The 15,773-nt window shown below is 67.2% G+C and carries 12 protein-coding genes, 5 tRNA genes and 3 pseudogenes; 7 read left to right on the top strand and 13 right to left on the bottom strand.

Annotation, left to right across the window (positions count from 1 at the left end):
- Positions 1 to 203 precede the first annotated feature (203 nt).
- From E4A48_RS06665 to E4A48_RS20450, 3 genes and pseudogenes are all read left to right on the top strand, one after another.
- A pseudogene (locus tag E4A48_RS06665) lies at positions 204 to 1,480 on the top strand (TFIIB-type zinc ribbon-containing protein).
- 17 nt (positions 1,481 to 1,497) lie between these two features.
- Positions 1,498 to 1,749: a hypothetical protein gene (locus tag E4A48_RS06660; protein ID WP_039009916.1), complete on the top strand. Its 252-nt coding sequence runs from the start codon at positions 1,498 to 1,500 to the stop codon at positions 1,747 to 1,749.
- A gap of 79 nt (positions 1,750 to 1,828) precedes the next feature.
- Positions 1,829 to 2,041 carry a hypothetical protein gene (locus E4A48_RS20450; protein WP_039009915.1) on the top strand — a complete coding sequence of 71 codons (213 nt, stop codon included), beginning with the start codon at positions 1,829 to 1,831 and terminating at the stop codon, positions 2,039 to 2,041.
- Between the two features lie 99 nt (positions 2,042 to 2,140).
- Here the strand turns inward: E4A48_RS20450 and E4A48_RS20715 are convergent, their stop codons facing one another.
- From E4A48_RS20715 to E4A48_RS06645, 3 genes and pseudogenes are all read right to left on the bottom strand, one after another.
- Entirely contained in the window at positions 2,141 to 2,521 is a 381-nt protein-coding gene (locus E4A48_RS20715) for an efflux RND transporter permease subunit (RefSeq protein WP_218061106.1), read from the bottom strand.
- A gap of 27 nt (positions 2,522 to 2,548) precedes the next feature.
- The gene (locus tag E4A48_RS20945) at positions 2,549 to 2,680 is read right to left on the bottom strand and encodes a hypothetical protein (protein ID WP_260608076.1); all 132 of its coding nucleotides are present in this window, start codon (positions 2,678 to 2,680) and stop codon (positions 2,549 to 2,551) included.
- A gap of 249 nt (positions 2,681 to 2,929) precedes the next feature.
- Positions 2,930 to 3,139: pseudogene (locus E4A48_RS06645) on the bottom strand (Tn3 family transposase); the annotation flags it as partial.
- Between the two features lie 94 nt (positions 3,140 to 3,233).
- On the opposite strand from E4A48_RS06645, the pseudogene E4A48_RS06630 reads away from it, so the two are divergent.
- A pseudogene (locus E4A48_RS06630) lies at positions 3,234 to 3,653 on the top strand (efflux RND transporter permease subunit); the annotation flags it as partial.
- An 80-nt stretch (positions 3,654 to 3,733) separates the two neighbouring features.
- On the opposite strand, the gene E4A48_RS06625 reads toward E4A48_RS06630, so the two are convergent.
- The 5 genes from E4A48_RS06625 to E4A48_RS06605 form a co-directional block, all read right to left on the bottom strand.
- Positions 3,734 to 3,809: transfer RNA gene (locus E4A48_RS06625), tRNA-Glu, on the bottom strand.
- A gap of 45 nt (positions 3,810 to 3,854) precedes the next feature.
- A tRNA-Ala gene (locus E4A48_RS06620) sits at positions 3,855 to 3,930 on the bottom strand.
- Between the two features lie 105 nt (positions 3,931 to 4,035).
- Positions 4,036 to 4,111, bottom strand: a tRNA-Glu gene (locus E4A48_RS06615).
- A 48-nt stretch (positions 4,112 to 4,159) separates the two neighbouring features.
- Positions 4,160 to 4,235: transfer RNA gene (locus E4A48_RS06610), tRNA-Ala, on the bottom strand.
- Positions 4,236 to 4,673: 438 nt separating this feature from the next.
- Positions 4,674 to 4,760: transfer RNA gene (locus tag E4A48_RS06605), tRNA-Leu, on the bottom strand.
- Between the two features lie 134 nt (positions 4,761 to 4,894).
- On the opposite strand from E4A48_RS06605, the gene E4A48_RS06600 reads away from it, so the two are divergent.
- Both E4A48_RS06600 and E4A48_RS06595 read left to right on the top strand, forming a co-directional pair.
- Positions 4,895 to 5,275, top strand: a complete 381-nt coding sequence (locus E4A48_RS06600) for a response regulator (RefSeq protein ID WP_039009906.1) — start codon at positions 4,895 to 4,897, stop codon at positions 5,273 to 5,275.
- 118 nt (positions 5,276 to 5,393) lie between these two features.
- Positions 5,394 to 9,236: a PAS domain-containing protein gene (locus E4A48_RS06595; RefSeq protein ID WP_230812616.1), complete on the top strand. Its 3,843-nt coding sequence runs from the start codon at positions 5,394 to 5,396 to the stop codon at positions 9,234 to 9,236.
- Between the two features lie 63 nt (positions 9,237 to 9,299).
- On the opposite strand, the gene E4A48_RS06590 is transcribed toward E4A48_RS06595, so the two are convergent.
- The 3 genes from E4A48_RS06590 to E4A48_RS06580 all read right to left on the bottom strand — a co-directional run bounded on the left by E4A48_RS06590 (position 9,300) and on the right by E4A48_RS06580 (position 13,725).
- Entirely contained in the window at positions 9,300 to 11,678 is a 2,379-nt protein-coding gene (locus tag E4A48_RS06590; RefSeq protein WP_039009902.1) for a Tex family protein, read from the bottom strand.
- 127 nt (positions 11,679 to 11,805) lie between these two features.
- Complete coding sequence (locus tag E4A48_RS06585) at positions 11,806 to 13,434, bottom strand: hybrid sensor histidine kinase/response regulator (RefSeq protein WP_039009901.1); 1,629 nt, start codon at positions 13,432 to 13,434, stop codon at positions 11,806 to 11,808.
- Positions 13,435 to 13,509: 75 nt separating this feature from the next.
- Positions 13,510 to 13,725 carry a hypothetical protein gene (locus E4A48_RS06580; RefSeq protein ID WP_053836256.1) on the bottom strand — a complete coding sequence of 72 codons (216 nt, stop codon included), beginning with the start codon at positions 13,723 to 13,725 and terminating at the stop codon, positions 13,510 to 13,512.
- Positions 13,726 to 13,901: 176 nt separating this feature from the next.
- Here E4A48_RS06580 and E4A48_RS06575 point away from each other — a divergent pair, with 176 nt between their 5' ends.
- Positions 13,902 to 15,113 carry an NAD(P)/FAD-dependent oxidoreductase gene (locus E4A48_RS06575; protein ID WP_142742078.1) on the top strand — a complete coding sequence of 404 codons (1,212 nt, stop codon included), beginning with the start codon at positions 13,902 to 13,904 and terminating at the stop codon, positions 15,111 to 15,113.
- Positions 15,114 to 15,116: 3 nt separating this feature from the next.
- Here E4A48_RS06575 and E4A48_RS21430 read toward each other — a convergent pair whose 3' ends face one another.
- Both E4A48_RS21430 and E4A48_RS06565 read right to left on the bottom strand, forming a co-directional pair.
- Positions 15,117 to 15,572 (bottom strand): hypothetical protein, encoded by a 456-nt coding sequence (locus E4A48_RS21430; RefSeq protein ID WP_039009896.1) that lies wholly within the window; start codon positions 15,570 to 15,572, stop codon positions 15,117 to 15,119.
- A complete protein-coding gene (locus E4A48_RS06565) occupies positions 15,569 to 15,772 on the bottom strand; it encodes a PspC domain-containing protein (protein WP_039009894.1) in 204 nt (67 codons plus the stop codon). The genes E4A48_RS21430 and E4A48_RS06565 overlap by 4 nt, the downstream gene beginning before the upstream one ends.
- Position 15,773 lies beyond the last annotated feature (1 nt).

The following is a 15,773-nucleotide window of genomic DNA, read 5'->3' as shown; positions in this document are numbered from 1 at the left end:
TCGATCTCTTTCATACGCTCTCCTGTCGCGCGATCAGCTGCGCACAAAGCGGCAGTTGCATTGTCAACCAATGCACCCTAGCAAGCGCCAAGTTTGCACTCAACGTCCAAGTGCAACATCCGACGAGCAAGTCACATAGGTTGCATGCATCCGACCCCAGCACCCCACCACTCTGGCCACCGCGGTCGGCAGCGCCGCCGCCCTTGCCGGCGGCGGCGGTGACCGGCCCCTGCCCCGGCTCGCGCCGCAGGACGTACCGCCCCTGCCAGGCAGTTTTCCGCTCGATCCGGCCACCCTGCCCACTCCGATCCGCGACGAACTACAGGCGCCCGATCCGCTCGGCATGGACACCGCCGCCAACGCGCTGAAGGATGGCCTCAACCGCTGCCCGAAATGCGGCGCCACCGACATCCGCCCCAAGCTCGGCACCGACCTGTTGGTTCACCAGTACTGCCGCAACGAATGGCATGGCGCACGGGTCGAGGAGGTATTCGGATTCGGCGAAGGTCTCGACGCGCTGCGCGGCACGGTCATCGCTTCGGGTGCGCGCGACATCGCCGCCGCCGCCGCCGTCTTGATGAGCTTCAAGTGCAGCGGCTGCGGCGCCGAGGTCACGGTCAACACCGAGAGCACGATGACTGCACGCTGCCACTGGTGCCGCCACGTGTTCGGCGTCAACGAGCACGTGGCCAACGGCGCGGTGCCAGACGCAGTGTTGCCGTTCCACATCAAGAAGGACGATGCGGTCGCGCGCATCAGCCAGTTCGTGGACAAGCGCCGCCTGTTCGCGCTGAAGGCGTTCAAGCAGCAGTTCACGCCCGATAACGTGGTCGGCGTCTACCTGCCCTATATGATCGTCGATGGCAACGTCAGTGCCAGCGTGGCCGGTAAGGGCGAGATCGAGACGCGCAGATACACGCGCGGCACGGAAAAAAACAAGGCCCCATACTACGACGCCGACGTGTACCAGGTGCAACGGCACGTGGATTTCACCGTGGACGACCTGCCGCTGGAATCGTCTTCCGAGCGCGGCAACCTGGACACCCAGGCCAACACCAACAACATCATCAACACGATCCTGCCGTTCGACACCAAGAACGCGGTGCAGTGCAACGCGTCGTACCTGGCGGGTTTCACCTCGGAAAAGCGCAACCGCGACGTCGAGCAGCTGCGGCCGCGGCTGGAGGACCAGTTGCTGTCGATCGCCCGCGCCCAGGTCGAAGACTCGGTCGGCCGCTACGACCGCGGCGTGCGCTGGGAGCAGGAGCGGCTCAAGGTCCACGGCACGCGCTGGGTCTCGATGTACCTGCCGGTGTGGCTGTACTCGTACCACCAGCCCGGCCGCAACGGCGGCATGCTGCACTACATCGCGGTAAACGGCCGTACCGGCGAAATCATGGGCAGCGTGCCGGTGCAGCAGTGGAAGCTGCTGCTGACCGCGCTCACCGCCGGCACCTTCATCGAAGCCATCGCACTGTGAAAGCTGGCAGGCAGCTCATGAGCGACGACAGCGGACTCTGGTTGCTGCTGGCTGGCCCGGCCGGCGCGAGCGCATTGTGCTGGACCCTGTACGGGTACTACCGCAGCACCGACAAATCGTACGCTTTCGAGCGGGAAACGACGGTCGAGGCCAAGCCGGTGACCGGCTCGGACAGCAAGATCTACACGATCACGGGCACACAGGAAAGTCGCATCCGCGACGACAATGTGCGCGCGTTCCGGGCGCGCGTGCCGCGGGATACTGGCTGAAGCATCGCGCCATGGATGGAGCGTCGCGTCGAAGCGCTGCATCCCGGTCCTGCAACGCCAGCGGACCGCGTGGCGCGGCATGGACCTGGACGGCGCTTCCGTGCCGAGCGCGTCGCGCGCCCTCGCCTATCTCTCAACGCCCTTTGCGCAAGCGTCGCTGAAGCCCCGCGATCTGCCGCGGGCTGAAATCCTGGGCATGGCGCTGAAGCAATGCGAGGATCGCCGCATGCGCCTCGCCGGTGCGGCGCTGAAGCTCCTGCGCCGCGGCGCGCTCGATCGCCTGCCACTGTGAAGGGGTCGTGCCGGTCGGGCCGGCTGGGCGCTTTGCAGTCAATGCGTTTGTCCGGTGATGGAAATCCAGGTTGGCCGCTTGCATCGGCCAGGAACAATTTTACTGCCAAAGCCATCGTGAGCGGGCCGGCCTTGCCGCCGGTATCGGGCAGCGACGCGGCGCCCCTGCCTGCACGGGATTGCGCAGGCAGGGGCCACCTGGTCCGCCGCGCTCAACCGGCAGCCGAATGCGACGAGCGGTGGCGCAAGCGCCGCGACGGCTACTCGCCACGGTGAACGCGGCCGGGATCACCATCAGGCTCAGCAGCGTGGACGTGATCAGGCCGCCGATCACCGCGATCGCCATCGGCGCAAGAAAGCTGGAATCGCCGGGAAAGCCCAGCGCGTTCGGCATCATGCCCGCGCCCATCGCCAGGGGAGTCATGACGATGGGCTGGACGCGCTTGCGGCAGGCGTCGATCAGCGCGTCGTGCTGGCTCATGCCGTGCTCGTCCTCGGCCATCACCGCTTAGTCCACCAGCAGAATGGAATTCTTGGTGGTGATGCCGATCAGCATCCGCAAGCCGATCAGCGCCGGAAGCGAGAGCATGTTCTGGGTCAGCAGCAAGGCCCCGAACGCGCCGCCGGCGCACAGCGGCACCGCGGCACCGCGGCACCGCGACCAGGATGGTGATCGACATCAGCGCGTGGTTGAACAGCAGCAACAGCACCATGTAGATGCTGCGGCCATCGCCAGCATGAAGCCGACGAACAGCTCCACGAACACCTCGGCGTTGCCGGTGTTGAGGAAGCTCCCCCCGGAGGCAACCGCTTTACGCTGGGCAGCTGCTGCACCTGTTGCATCACCTCGCCCAGCGGGTGGCCGTTGAGTTCGGCGGTGAGAATGACATTGCGCTGACCACGTTTCCGGCATCGTCTCCACGTCAATCAGGTAATCCCCGAACCGCTTCACATGGCTGGTCACGTACGGGCTGAGGAAAGCCACGTCCTCCCGCACGATCTCCCACCACTGCCGCATCAGAGACTTCATGATCCGGGTCTGTTCGACCACGTTGTAGAAGATGACGGCATTGGAAACCAGGTCGTGGTACTTGAACGCAGCCACATGCCCAACGCGATCACCTGCACCGTGACCATCGCCAGCGCACTCATACGCAGGCCATCCCATTGCCACAGGTGCGCGTGCGTGCGATGGCGCGCGAATGGCCATTTCCAGGTCATTGGAAGCGGCAGCCGATCGCGCGCACCGTCACCAGCACGCCGGTGATGCGCTCGCCTTCCAGATTCTTGCGCAGGTTGTGCACGTGGGCGTCCACCCGTTCGTGCTGATCGGTGCGGCGCTGGCACTGCTCGTCACCGGCTACCCGTTCGGCTCCATGGCCATCTTCGGCCTGCTCGCGCTGGCAGGCATCATCGTCAACAACGCGGTGCTGTTGCTGGAGCGCATCGAGGCCGAACTGGCCGATGGCCTTGGCCGGCACGAGGCGGTGATCGCCGCGGCGGTCAAGCGCCTGCGCCCGATCGTGATGACCAAGCTGACCTGCATTGTCGGACTGGTCCCAGTGATGCTGTTCGCCGGCCCGCTGTGGAACGGCATGGCGATCACCATGATCGCGACCGAAGTCGTCCACGCGGCGCGCGCGCAAAACGCGCACAAAAAACACCCGGCAGTGCCGGGTGTCTTTGTATGAAATGGCGTCCCCACGGGGATTCGAACCCCGGTCGCCACCGTGAAAGGGTGATGTCCTAGGCCTCTAGACGATGGGGACGCTGATGCTGTTGCCGCTTTGCGGACAGGCCTATGTCCGAAAACTTGGTGGAGCCAGCCGGGATCGAACCGGCGACCTCTTGCATGCCATGCAAGCGCTCTCCCAGCTGAGCTATGGCCCCACGTGTACTGGCAGAAGCCGAATCTTACTCGATTCCTGTGCGATGTACAAACACCGCACAAAAAAAGTCCGGCATTGCCGGACTTCAGGTCTCTTGCGAATAAAATGGCGTCCCCACGGGGATTCGAACCCCGGTCGCCACCGTGAAAGGGTGATGTCCTAGGCCTCTAGACGATGGGGACGCTGATAACGATGTAGCTTTTGCGGACAGGCCTAGTGCCCGAAAAAGTTGGTGGAGCCAGCCGGGATCGAACCGGCGACCTCTTGCATGCCATGCAAGCGCTCTCCCAGCTGAGCTATGGCCCCACGTGTGCTGCGAGGAGCGGAATATTAGCGACGGCATCCCCCGCACGCAAGCGTTTTTTCAAGTTTTTTAACGTAGTGCCGCGCGGGATTGGCACCGACGGCGATCGCGATCGGCTCAAGCCCATGCCGTCGCCTTGAACACGCTCCACCCTGGATCACAACGCCCCGGCGCACCCTGGCCGTACTACGGCCAGGCACGTGCGTTATCCAATCCGCGCAGGACGACATGCAGCGATACGCCGCTGTTGCGTTCTGATGGATAGATGCCCTACCCGCAGCAATGACGCTCGAACGGCAATCCGCACAGGCCGCGCCCACGCCAGCGCCGGTTTGGCGTGTCGCGATCGTGGCCGAACGCCGCGGCGCAGTCGCAGGCTAGGGCGGCGCACCCGGCCGACGCCGCAAAAAACAAACGGCAGCCGAAGCTGCCGTAGGTCCTGGTGCCGAAGGTGGGACTCGAACCCACACGCTTTTAAGGGCGGCGGATTTTGAGTCCGCTGCGTCTACCGATTCCGCCACTTCGGCGCGGGTGCGAAGTATAGCCGACCGCAACCGCCTGCGACAGAGGTAAATCCTTCATCTTCACTGGGATCGCGATCCAACAAGGGCTGTCGCGGCTGCCGCTATAATTTCCATTCTCAAACCTTAACGAGCAAGCGATGTCGGCATTGCGGGGCCTGCGTATCCTGGTAGTCGAGAACGACGAAATGAACGCCACACTGCTGGAGCTGCAGCTTGCCCAAGCCGGCGCCGAGGTGATTGGCCCTGCCGAATCGGTGCGCCAAGCGTTTGCGTTGATCGAACAGGAACGGCCGGACCGGGCGGTGCTCGACTTCCGCCTGGCCGCCGGCGAGACCAGCGAGCCGGTTGCGCGCGCCCTCACCGAGCATGCCATCCCCTATGTGCTTGCCACCGGCGTGGCCGCCGAGTCGCTCCCCACTGGCTTCGCTGCCGGCGTGGTGTTGACCAAGCCCTACCTGTCGGAACAGCTGATCAAGGCGCTGGTCGATGCTCACGCGAAGATGACCGCGCGACCTTGACAATCCTGGATCGGAAGCCTGCCCCGCAGGGATCGATTCGAGGGACATCGCCATCAACGCTAACGACTGCTCGCCCTCTCCTGTCTGGCTGCCCGCCAACAGCGCCACGGGGGAGTTGTTGCGCGCCACCGATTGGTCCGGTCACGCGCTGGGGCCGATCCAGGACTGGCCGCAGAGCCTGCGCTCGGCGCTGTCGCTCTGCCTGAGTTCGCGCTTCCCGATGGTGATCCGCTGGGGCCCGCGGATGATCAACTTCTACAACGACGCCTACATCCCGATCCTGGGGATGCGCCACCCCTTCGCGTTCGGACGCGAGGTGACCGAGGTGTGGCCCGATGTGTGGCCGGCGGTCGCCAGCCAAGCCGAGCACGTGCTGGCGACCGGCGAGTCGACCTGGAACGAGCACGTGCCGTTCGTGATGCTGCGCAACGGCTATAACGAAGAGGTGTATTTCACCTTTTCCTACAGCCCGATCTTCGACGACCGCGGCGGCATCGGCGGCGTGCTATGCGTGTGCACCGAGGACACCGCGCAGATCAAGCTGGAACGCGAGCGCGACGTCTTGCTGCGGAAGCTGGACGCGCAACGCATGCAGATGGCCGACGCGTTCGAGCAGTCGCCGGCGGCGCTGGCGATCCTGCGCGGCCCGGACTACGTGGTCGAAAGCGTCAACCAGCACTACCAGCAACTGGTCGGCCCGCGCGAAGTGGTCGGCAAGCCGTTGGCCGAGGCGATCCCGGAGATCCAGCAGCAGGGTTTCATCCGCCTGCTCGACAACGTGCGCGCCAGCGGCCTGCCCCTCACTGGCGAGTCGATGACCTTCAACCTGCGTCGCACGCCGCACGAAGCGGTTTCCGAGACCACGCTGGAATGCGTGTACCAGCCAATGCGCGACACCGAAGGCAAGGTCACAGGCGTACTGGTGCACGGCATCGACCGCACCGAGCAGACCCGCGCGCAGGCCCACGACAGCTTCCTGCTGATGCTCGAGGACGCGCTGCAGAACCTGGACAGCGCCGAGGCCATCTGCGAGACCGGCGCCGTCCTGCTCGGCCAGCACCTGCATGCCAGCCGCTGTGCGTATGCGATCGTCGATGCCGACGAGGACGCGTTCGAGATCCGCGCCGACTACGTCGACCGCACCGCACACGTGACCGGCCGCTTCCGCTTCAGCGATTTCGGCAGCGACCTGTTGGAGTGCATGCGCGAGAACCGGCCGTGGGTGGTGCAGGACACCGAGGCGCACGCGCCGCCGATGCGCTTCGACGACCCCGGCTACAGGCGCATGGGCACCCGCGCGTTGCTGAGCGCGCCGCTGCACAAGGCCGGCCGCCTGGTCGCCGTGATCGGCGTGCACCAGTTGCAGCCGCGGGTGTGGACCTCGGCGGAGATCGAACTGGTCCGGCTGGTCGCGGCGCGCTGCTGGGAGTCGATGGAGCGTGCCAGCGCGCAATCGGACCTGGCGCGCAGCGAGGCGCGCCTGCGCGAGCTGGCCGACGCGATGCCGCAGATCGTGTTCACCGCCACCGCCGACGGCGAGATCGATTACTTCAACCGGCGCTGGTACGAGTACACCGGCCTGCTGGCCGGCGAATCCGGCTACGACAGCTGGCGCAAGGTGCACACCGACGATGGCCTGGCGCGGGCCATACAGGCATGGTCGCAAGCGGTGCGCAGCGGCCAGGGCTACGAGATCGAGTATCCGTTGCGGCGCCACGACGGCAGCTATCGCTGGCATCTGGGCCGCGCGCTTCCGATCCGCGATGGCGAGGGCAGGATCGTGCGCTGGATCGGCACCAACACCGACATCCACGACCGCCGCGTGGTCGAGCAGCGGCTGCAGGAAAGCGAGCTGCGCTTCCGCAACCTGTGCGACAACGCGCCGGTGCTGATCTGGATGGCCAATGCCGACGGCGATTGCGAATACGTCAGCCGCCAGTGGTACCTGTTCACCGGTCAGACCGAACAGGAGGCGTTGGGCTCGGGCTGGATGGAGAAGATCCATCCTGACGACGCCGCCGCGGTCGGGCGTACAGTGGCCCGCGCCGCCGCCGACCGTCGCGCGTTCGCCATCGAATACCGGTTGCGCCGCCACGACGGCGAATACCGCTGGTGTGTGGACACCGCCTCGCCGCGCTTCAGTTCCTCCGGCCAGTTCCTCGGCTTCATCGGCTCGGTGCTGGATATCGCCGAGCGCAAGCGCATCGAGAACGCCACCGCCGCCGAACGCGCGGCGCTGGAGATGATCACCACCGGCAAGCCGTTGAGCGCGGTGCTCGAATCGATCGCGCGCGGCATCGAAGCGCAGAGCGACGTGGGCCTGCGCTGCACCATCATGTTGGTCGACGAACACCGCCAATGCCTGCTGGAGGGTGCCGCGCCGAGCATGCCCGCCGGGTTCCGCAAGACCATGCAGCGCCTGCCGATCGGCGAAGGCAGCGGCTGCTGCGGCCGTGCCGCGTTCCTGCGCCGGCAGGTGCTGTGCAGCGACGTGCGCGTGGATCCGCACTGGCAGGAGTACCTGGTCGCGGCCACCGCAGCGGACATCGTGGCCTGCTGCTCCACGCCGATCCTGGCCAGCGACGGCCAGGTGCTGGGCGTGGTCGCGCTGTACTACCCGTTCGTGCACTACCCGACCATGTACGAGCAGGACCTGGCGCGCTCGGCCTCGCACCTGGCCGGTATCGTCATCGAACGCCGCGAGACCGACCAGCGCCTGCAGCAACTGCTCGCCGCCGAGCAAAGCGCGCGCGGCGAGGCCGAGCGCGCCAGCCGCATGAAGGACGAATTCCTGGCCACGCTGAGCCACGAACTGCGCACGCCGCTGAACGCGATCTTGGGCTGGTCGCGGCTGATGCAGGGCGATGCGGTGCGCGAGAAGGACATGGTCAGGGGACTGGAGGTGATCGAGCGCAGCGCCCATGCGCAGTCGCAGATCATCGACGACCTGCTGGACATGAGCGCGATCCTGTCCGGCAAGGTGCGCCTGGACCCGGCCGAACTGGATCTGTGCGCGCTGGTCGGCGAGGCGATCGATGCGGCGCGGCCAGGCGCCGAGGGCAAAGGCATCGACATCGTGCTGACACCTTGCGCCGACAGCCCGGTTCTGCCCTATGTCGGCGATGCGGTGCGGCTGCAGCAGGTGCTGACCAACCTGATCGGCAACGCGATCAAGTTCACCCCCAGCGCGGGCAAGATCACGCTGACGCTGGACAGCAGCACGACCTATTTGCGGATCAGCGTCAGCGACAGCGGCGTCGGCATCGATCCGCTGTTCCTGCCGCATGTGTTCGACCGCTTCCGCCAGGCCGACGCCAGCAGCACGCGCAGCGCCGGTGGACTCGGCCTGGGCCTGGCGATCGCCAAGCAATTGGCCGAGATGCACCACGGCCAACTGTCGGTCAGTAGCGAAGGCATCGGCCTGGGCGCCACCTTCACCCTGCTGCTGCCGCGCAACGATCTGCAAAACACCGATCCGGCGCGGCGCAGCGCTGGTGTGGCCAATGCCGTCGCCTCGATGCAGCGCGGCGGGATTCGCTTGAATGGCGTGCGCGTGTTGGTGGTCGACGACGACATGGACTCGCGCGGGGTCACCCAGCGTTTTCTGCAGGAAGCCGGCGCGGTGGTCGAGGCCGCGGTGTCCGCCGACGATGCCGAATCGCTGCTGCGCGAGCGTCCATACGATCTGCTGGTCAGCGATGTGGGCATGCCGGGCCGCGACGGGCACAGCCTGATCCGCAGCGTGCGCGCGCGTGGCGCCGGCGCGGTCAGCCGCATCCCGGCGATAGCGCTGACCGCATACGTGCGCTGCGAGGATCGCTCGCTGGCGCTGGATGCCGGCTTCAACGCGCACTTGGGCAAGCCGGTGGACCCGCTCAAACTGATCGCGCTGGCCGCCTCGATGGTGCAGCCGCAGATCGTCATCGAACAGGACCCGAGCGCGCAAGCCGAACCGGCCTGAGCCGGCGCGGCGGCGACGCGATGGCGGACGCGTGCCGCAGCCGAGCCGGCGGCACGCGTCCGCTCAGTTGCGCTTGGCGCGGGCGAACGCGTCGGCCAAGGCGCTGTTCAGCGGCGGCGCGGCGGGTGCACGCGGCTTGCCACTGCCGCCACCGTTGCCGCCATTGCCAGCGCGGGCATCGCGCTCGCGACGCGGCGCGCCTGGCGCCGGACGTGCGCCGCCATCGCGCTCGCCGCTACGCGCCGACGCCGCTGGCGGCGCATCGTCCAGGCGCCGGGTCAGCGCGATGCGCTTGCGCGCTACGTCCACTTCCAGCACCTTGACCTTGACGATGTCGCCGGCCTTGACCACGTCGCGCGGGTCCTTGACGTAGCTGTCGGACAACGCCGAAATGTGCACCAGCCCGTCCTGGTGCACGCCGATATCGACGAAGGCGCCGAACGCGGCGACGTTGCTGACCACGCCTTCCAGCACCATGCCCGGCTTGAGGTCCTTGATGTCCTCCACGCCGTCGGCGAAGCGTGCAGCCTTGAATTCCGGGCGCGGATCGCGGCCCGGTTTCTCCAGTTCCTTGAGGATGTCGCGCACGGTCGGCACGCCGAACTTTTCGTCGGTGAACTGGTCCGGCTTGAGCGCGCGCAGGAAACCGCCGTCGCCAATGAGCGCCTTGATCGGCTTGCCGGTAGCGCCGACGATGCGCTCCACCACCGGATACGCTTCCGGGTGCACCGATGAGGCGTCCAGCGGCTCGTCGCCGTCGGCGATGCGCAGGAAGCCGGCGCATTGCTCGAAGGTCTTGTCGCCCAGCCGCGGCACCTTCAGCAGATCCTTGCGGCGCTTGAACGGGCCGTTGTCGTCGCGGTGGCGGACGATGTTCTCGGCCACGCTGGCCGACAGCCCGGACACGCGCGACAGCAGCGCCGCCGAGGCGGTGTTGACGTGGACGCCGACCGCGTTGACGCAGTCCTCCACCCGCGCGTCCAGCGCCCGTGCCAGGCGGTACTGGTCCACGTCGTGCTGGTACTGGCCCACGCCGATCGCCTTCGGCTCGATCTTGACCAGCTCGGCCAGCGGATCCTGCAGGCGCCGCGCGATCGACACCGCGCCGCGCAGCGACACGTCCAGTTGCGGGAACTCCCTGGCCGCGAATTCGGACGCCGAATACACCGACGCACCGGCCTCGCTGACCACGATCTTCTCCAGCGTCAGCTGCGGGTTCTGCTTGATCAGGTCGGCGGCGAGTTTGTCGGTCTCGCGGCTGGCGGTGCCGTTGCCGATCGCGATCAGCTCCACGCCATGCTGCGTGCACAGCTGCTTGAGCGTGTGCAGCGACTGGTCCCACTGCTTGCGCGGCTCGTGCGGATAGATGGTGTCGGTGGCGAGCAGCTTGCCGGTGGCATCGACCACCGCGATCTTGCAGCCGGTGCGGATGCCCGGATCCAGGCCCAGGGTCACCCGCGCGCCCGCCGGCGCGGCCAGCATCAGGTCCTGCAGGTTGTCCCCGAACACCGCAATCGCCTCGGCTTCGGCCTTCTCGCGGGCCTGATTGAACAGATCCAGCAACAGGTGCATGTGCAGCTTGGCGCGCCAGGTCAGACGGCACGCGTCGAGCAGCCAGCGATCGCCGGGACGGCCCTGATTGGCGATGCCGGCGCGCAGCGCGACGCGGCCTTCGGCGTACTGGTGGCCGGCCTCTGCATCGCTGCCGGGGTCCAGTTCCAGGTACACGATTTCCTCGCGGCGCGCGCGGAATAGCGCCAGCAGCCGGTGCGAGGGAATCTGGGCCAGCGCCTCGGCGTGGTCGAAGTAGTCGCGGTACTTGGCGCCTTCCTGTTCCTTGCCCTCGGCCACGCGCGCGCGGATCACGCCGATCTCGGCGAGCCAGCCGCGCAGTTCGCCGACCAGCGCTGCGTCTTCACCCCAGCGCTCCATCAGGATCGCACGCGCGCCTTCCAGCGCCGCCTTGACGTCGGCCACGCCCTTGTCGGTATCGACGAAGCCGGCGGCGAAACTGTCTGGCGTCAGCGACGGATCGGCCAGCAGGCCGTCGGCCAGCGGCTCCAGGCCGGCTTCGCGCGCGATCTGCGCACGCGTGCGGCGCTTGGGCTTGTACGGCAGGTACAGGTCTTCCAGCCGCGACTTGGTGTCGGCGGCGAGGATCTCCGCGCGCAATTCGGCGCTGAGCTTGCCCTGTTCGTCGATGCTTGCCAGCACCGCGGCGCGGCGGTCTTCCAGCTCGCGCAGATAGGTCAGGCGGGTTTCCAGATTGCGCAGTTGGGTATCGTCGAGACCGCCGGTGACTTCCTTGCGGTAGCGCGCGATGAACGGCACGCTGGCGCCTTCGTCGAGCAGGGCGATGGCGGCGCGGGCCTGCGCCGGCTGCGCGCCGATCTCGGCGGCGATGGTGTTGGCGATCTGCTGGGCGAGCTGAGTGTCGTGCATTGCGTCCGGCCGGAGCCGCCTTGCGGAAAGCCGCTATTTTCGCAGTGCCGGCGCCATCCGGGAACCCGTTGACAGGCGCGCGCCGACCTGTCGGCGTCGGCGCGCGCAATCGGCCGCCCTGACCGGATCAGCTCACCCCGGTGGGACCGTCCAGCACGGTGCGCACCTTGCGGGTCAGTTCCTGGCGGTTGTAGGGCTTGGACAGCACGTCGAACTCGGCACCGCCGGCGTCGGTGCGCTCGATCGACGTCTCGGCATAGCCGGTGGTCAGCAACACCTTGATCTTGGGCCGGCGCCGCCTCGCCTCGCGCGCCAGCATCACCCCGTTGAGTCCTCCGGGCATGATCAGGTCCGAGTACAGCAGGTCCACCTGCAGTCCGTTGTCGAGCAGTTCCAGCGCTTCGCGCGCGTTGTACACAACATGGGTGGCGTAGCCCTGGTCTTCCAGGAACAACCGCGCCAGTTCGGCGATGTCCGGCCGGTCCTCCACGATCAGGATCGTCTCGTCGCCCTGCCGGTCGGAGGCTCGGCGCGCACGCGAGTCGCGCGGCGACACGTTCTCGACATTGTCGTCGATCGGGAAGTACAGCCGTACCGTGGTGCCGTGGCCGTATTCCGAATACAGCCGCACCGCGCCGCCGGACTGCTTGGCGAAGCCATACACCATCGACAGGCCCAGGCCGGTGCCCTTGCCTTCCTCCTTGGTGGTGAAGAACGGATCCAGCACCCGCGCCAGCACCTCCGGCGGCATGCCGCTGCCGTTGTCGGTGACCGACACGCAGACGTAGTGGCCGGGCAGCAGATTGTCGTAGGTGGTGGGTTCGTCGGCGCGGATCGAGACGTTGCGGGTCTGGATCACCAAGCGCCGCGCGGGCTGCTCGGCCATCGCATCGCGCGCGTTGATCAGAATGTTCAGCAGCGCCACTTCGGCCTGAGTCGGATCGATCCGGCAGTTGCGCAGGTCAGCCGCCAGGTCCAGCGAGAACGCGATGCCGTCGCCCAGGGTGCGCTCGGCCACGTCGCTCATGCCGGCGACCAGCGCGTTGAGATTGAGCACGCGCCCTTCCAGCTTCTGCTTGCGGGCGAAGGCCAGCAGTTGCTGGGTCAGCCGCGCGGCCTGGCCGGACGCGTCGCGCGCGCGCTCCACGCTCTTGCGCAGCCGCGCCGGATCCAGCGGCTCGCGCTCCAGGCCATGCTCGATCAATTCCAGATAACCGGACATGACCTGCAACAGGTTGTTGAAGTCGTGGGCGATGCCGCCGGTCAGCTGGCCCAGCGCCTCCATCTTCTGCGCCTGGCGCAATGCGTCCTCGGTATCGCGGCGGCGGCTGACGTCCAGCTGCGAGCCGAAGTAATAGACCAGTTCGCTGTGCTCGTTGTAGACCGGCGAGATGAACAAGGCGTTCCAGAAACTGGAACCGTCCTTGCGGTAGTTGAGGATCTCCACCGCCACTTCGCTGCGCGCGGCGATCGCCTCGCGCACGCTGTCCACGGTGTCGCGGTCGGTGTCGGGTCCTTGCAGGAAGCGGCAGTTGTTGCCGAGCAGCTCTTCGCTGCTGTAGCCGGTCATCTCCAGGAACGCGCGGTTGACGAAGACGATCGGATTGTCCGCCTGCCGCGGATCGGTGACGATCATCGGCATGCGCGTGGTTTCCACGGCGGCGAAGAAGATATCGCTGCGGTGCTCGGACAGATCGGCGGTGGTGCTTTCGTGGACGGTGACGCGCGGGGCCTTGCGGGTATCGGATGCGAGCATGTTCGAGGGCAGATCGATGCGAACCGTTGCTGGCCCGGCTAGGCGGGCGGCCACGCCGGGGTTCGCATGCCGGCGTCAACGCGAATAATACTGGTGCAGCCGTTCCACCACGATCTCGTCCTGCAGCGATTCCAGCGCCATGATCCGGACCCGGCGGTCGCTCAGCGCCAGCACGCGCTCGACGTAGATTTCCGGCCCGGCGTCGGTCTCTTGCATCGATTTGCTGAAGCCATAAGGCATCACGCCCTTCTGGCCATCCTTGCTGCCACCGATATACAGAACGACCGACATGACGCTTCCTCTGCTTGGAATTGGTGCACCTGGCACGCAGCCTACACAGCGCGTCGTGACGGATGTCTGCACGCGGGTTAATCGCGGCTGTCGCCAGCACAGGGCCTAACCGCATCTCACGCCGGCTTAACCGCCGGTGCGCATTAGTCGCGCACGTCCCATTGCAGTGAACAGGCATGGATCTCAAAAGCGGCTATCCCTTCTGGTCGGTGCGCAACGGCCTGATGCAGAGCTTTCCGCAATTGCACAGCGACCTGCGCTGCGATGTGGCGATCGTCGGCGGCGGCATCACCGCGGCCTTGATCGCCGACGAACTGATCGCGCATGGCCACGACGTGGCGGTGCTGGAGCAACGCGACATCGGCTGGGGCAGCACCTCGGCCAGCACCGCGCTGCTGCAATACGAGATCGACACGCACATGCTCGACCTGGCCAAGCGCTACAGCGAGGACGCCGCCGCCCTCGCCTACCGTTCCTGCGCGCAGGCGCTGGAGCAGTTGCGTGTGCTGGTGCGGCCGCTGCGCGACGTCGATTTCGGCTGGAACGACAGCCTCTACTACGCCAGCCGCCGTCGCCACGTCCGCGTGCTGCAGCAGGAACTGCAGCTGCGCGCGCGCCACGGGCTGGACGTGGAATGGCTGGATGCGCAGGCCTTGCGCAGCGGCTACGGAGTCGAGGCATACGGCGCGATCCTCAGCCACCAGGCCGCACGCGTGGATCCCTATCGCCTGACCTATCGCCTGCTCGGCCGCGCGCTCAAGCGCGGTGCCGGCGTCTACGATCGTACCCGCATCACCGATATCCAGGTGCACGGCCGCGGCGCCACCCTGCGCACCGAGCAAGGCGTGCAGGTGCGCGCCGCGCATGTGGTGATGGCCGCCGGCTATGCCAGCCAGGCTTGGCTGGACCAGCACGTGGCCAGGAACCGCAGCAGCTACGCCTTCGTCAGCGATCCGCTGGACGACGCCCAGCTCGGCGCGCTGAAGGACACCATGGTGTGGGAAAGCGCGCGCCCCTACCTGTACCTGCGCAGCACCGGCAACGGCCGCATCGTCGCCGGCGGCGAGGACGACAGCGTGGACATTCCCGCGCGCCGGGATGCGCGCGTGGACGGCAAGGCGCGCAAGCTGTGCCGCAAGATCGCCAAGGCGATGCCGGGCCTTGAAGTGCAGCCGACCTTCGCCTGGGCCGGCACCTTCGCCGAGACCGCCGACGGCCTGCCGTTCTTCGGCCCGCACCCGCAGCACGGGCCGCGCATGCAGTTCGCCATGGCCTACGGCGGCAACGGCATCACCTACAGCATGCTCGGCGCCGGGCTGCTGCGCGCGCAGATCGAGCGCCGCGCGCATCCATTGCAGCGACTGTTCGGTTTCGCGCGGCTGGACTGAGCCTCAACGCCGCCACGGCCACCAGCCGTGGCCGTGCAAGGCATAGCGGTCGGCGGCGCGCTCCAACGGATTGCCCACGCCGACCCCGCCGCAGGCGAAGTACAGCGGCAGGAACAAGGGACCGAGCAGCAGGTATTGCAGCACGTGAGCACGCTCGTGGTCGCCCAGGCGCACGTTCGGATGGCGGCAGCGGCCGGCGGCATGTTCGTAGGTGGCGCACGCCACGTCCAGGTCGTCGGCACTGACCAGGATCACGTTGCCGAGCGTTAACGCGCCGAGCGGCCCCCAGGGGAAACGGTCGAACACCAGCGCCAGCTCGCGCCGGCTGAAGCGCACGCGGGCGCCGAAGGGCATGCCGGCGCATCCGGAGATCAGGCCGAGCAGCGTATTGGGCGAGGTCCACAGCGCGCCCAGCGCAAAACCGGCCAGGCGCAGCGCGGCCAGTCCGGGCTGCGTCAATCGGCTTCGTTGGGGATCAGCAGCCACAGGATCAGGTACACCAGGACGCCGGGGAACGCGGCCGAGGCGATCGAGCCGACCACGTAGACCACCCGCAGCAGGGTCGCGCTCCAGCCGAAGCGGTGCGCGATACCGCCGATCACGCCGGCGAGCATGCGGTCGTCGAGCGAGCGCGACAGGGTGCGGGTGGGCTGGGACATG

The sequence above is a fragment of the Xanthomonas translucens pv. cerealis genome (assembly GCF_006838285.1).
Lineage (GTDB): Bacteria > Pseudomonadota > Gammaproteobacteria > Xanthomonadales > Xanthomonadaceae > Xanthomonas_A > Xanthomonas_A cerealis.
This window is presented reverse-complemented; position numbering and strand designations above follow the sequence as displayed.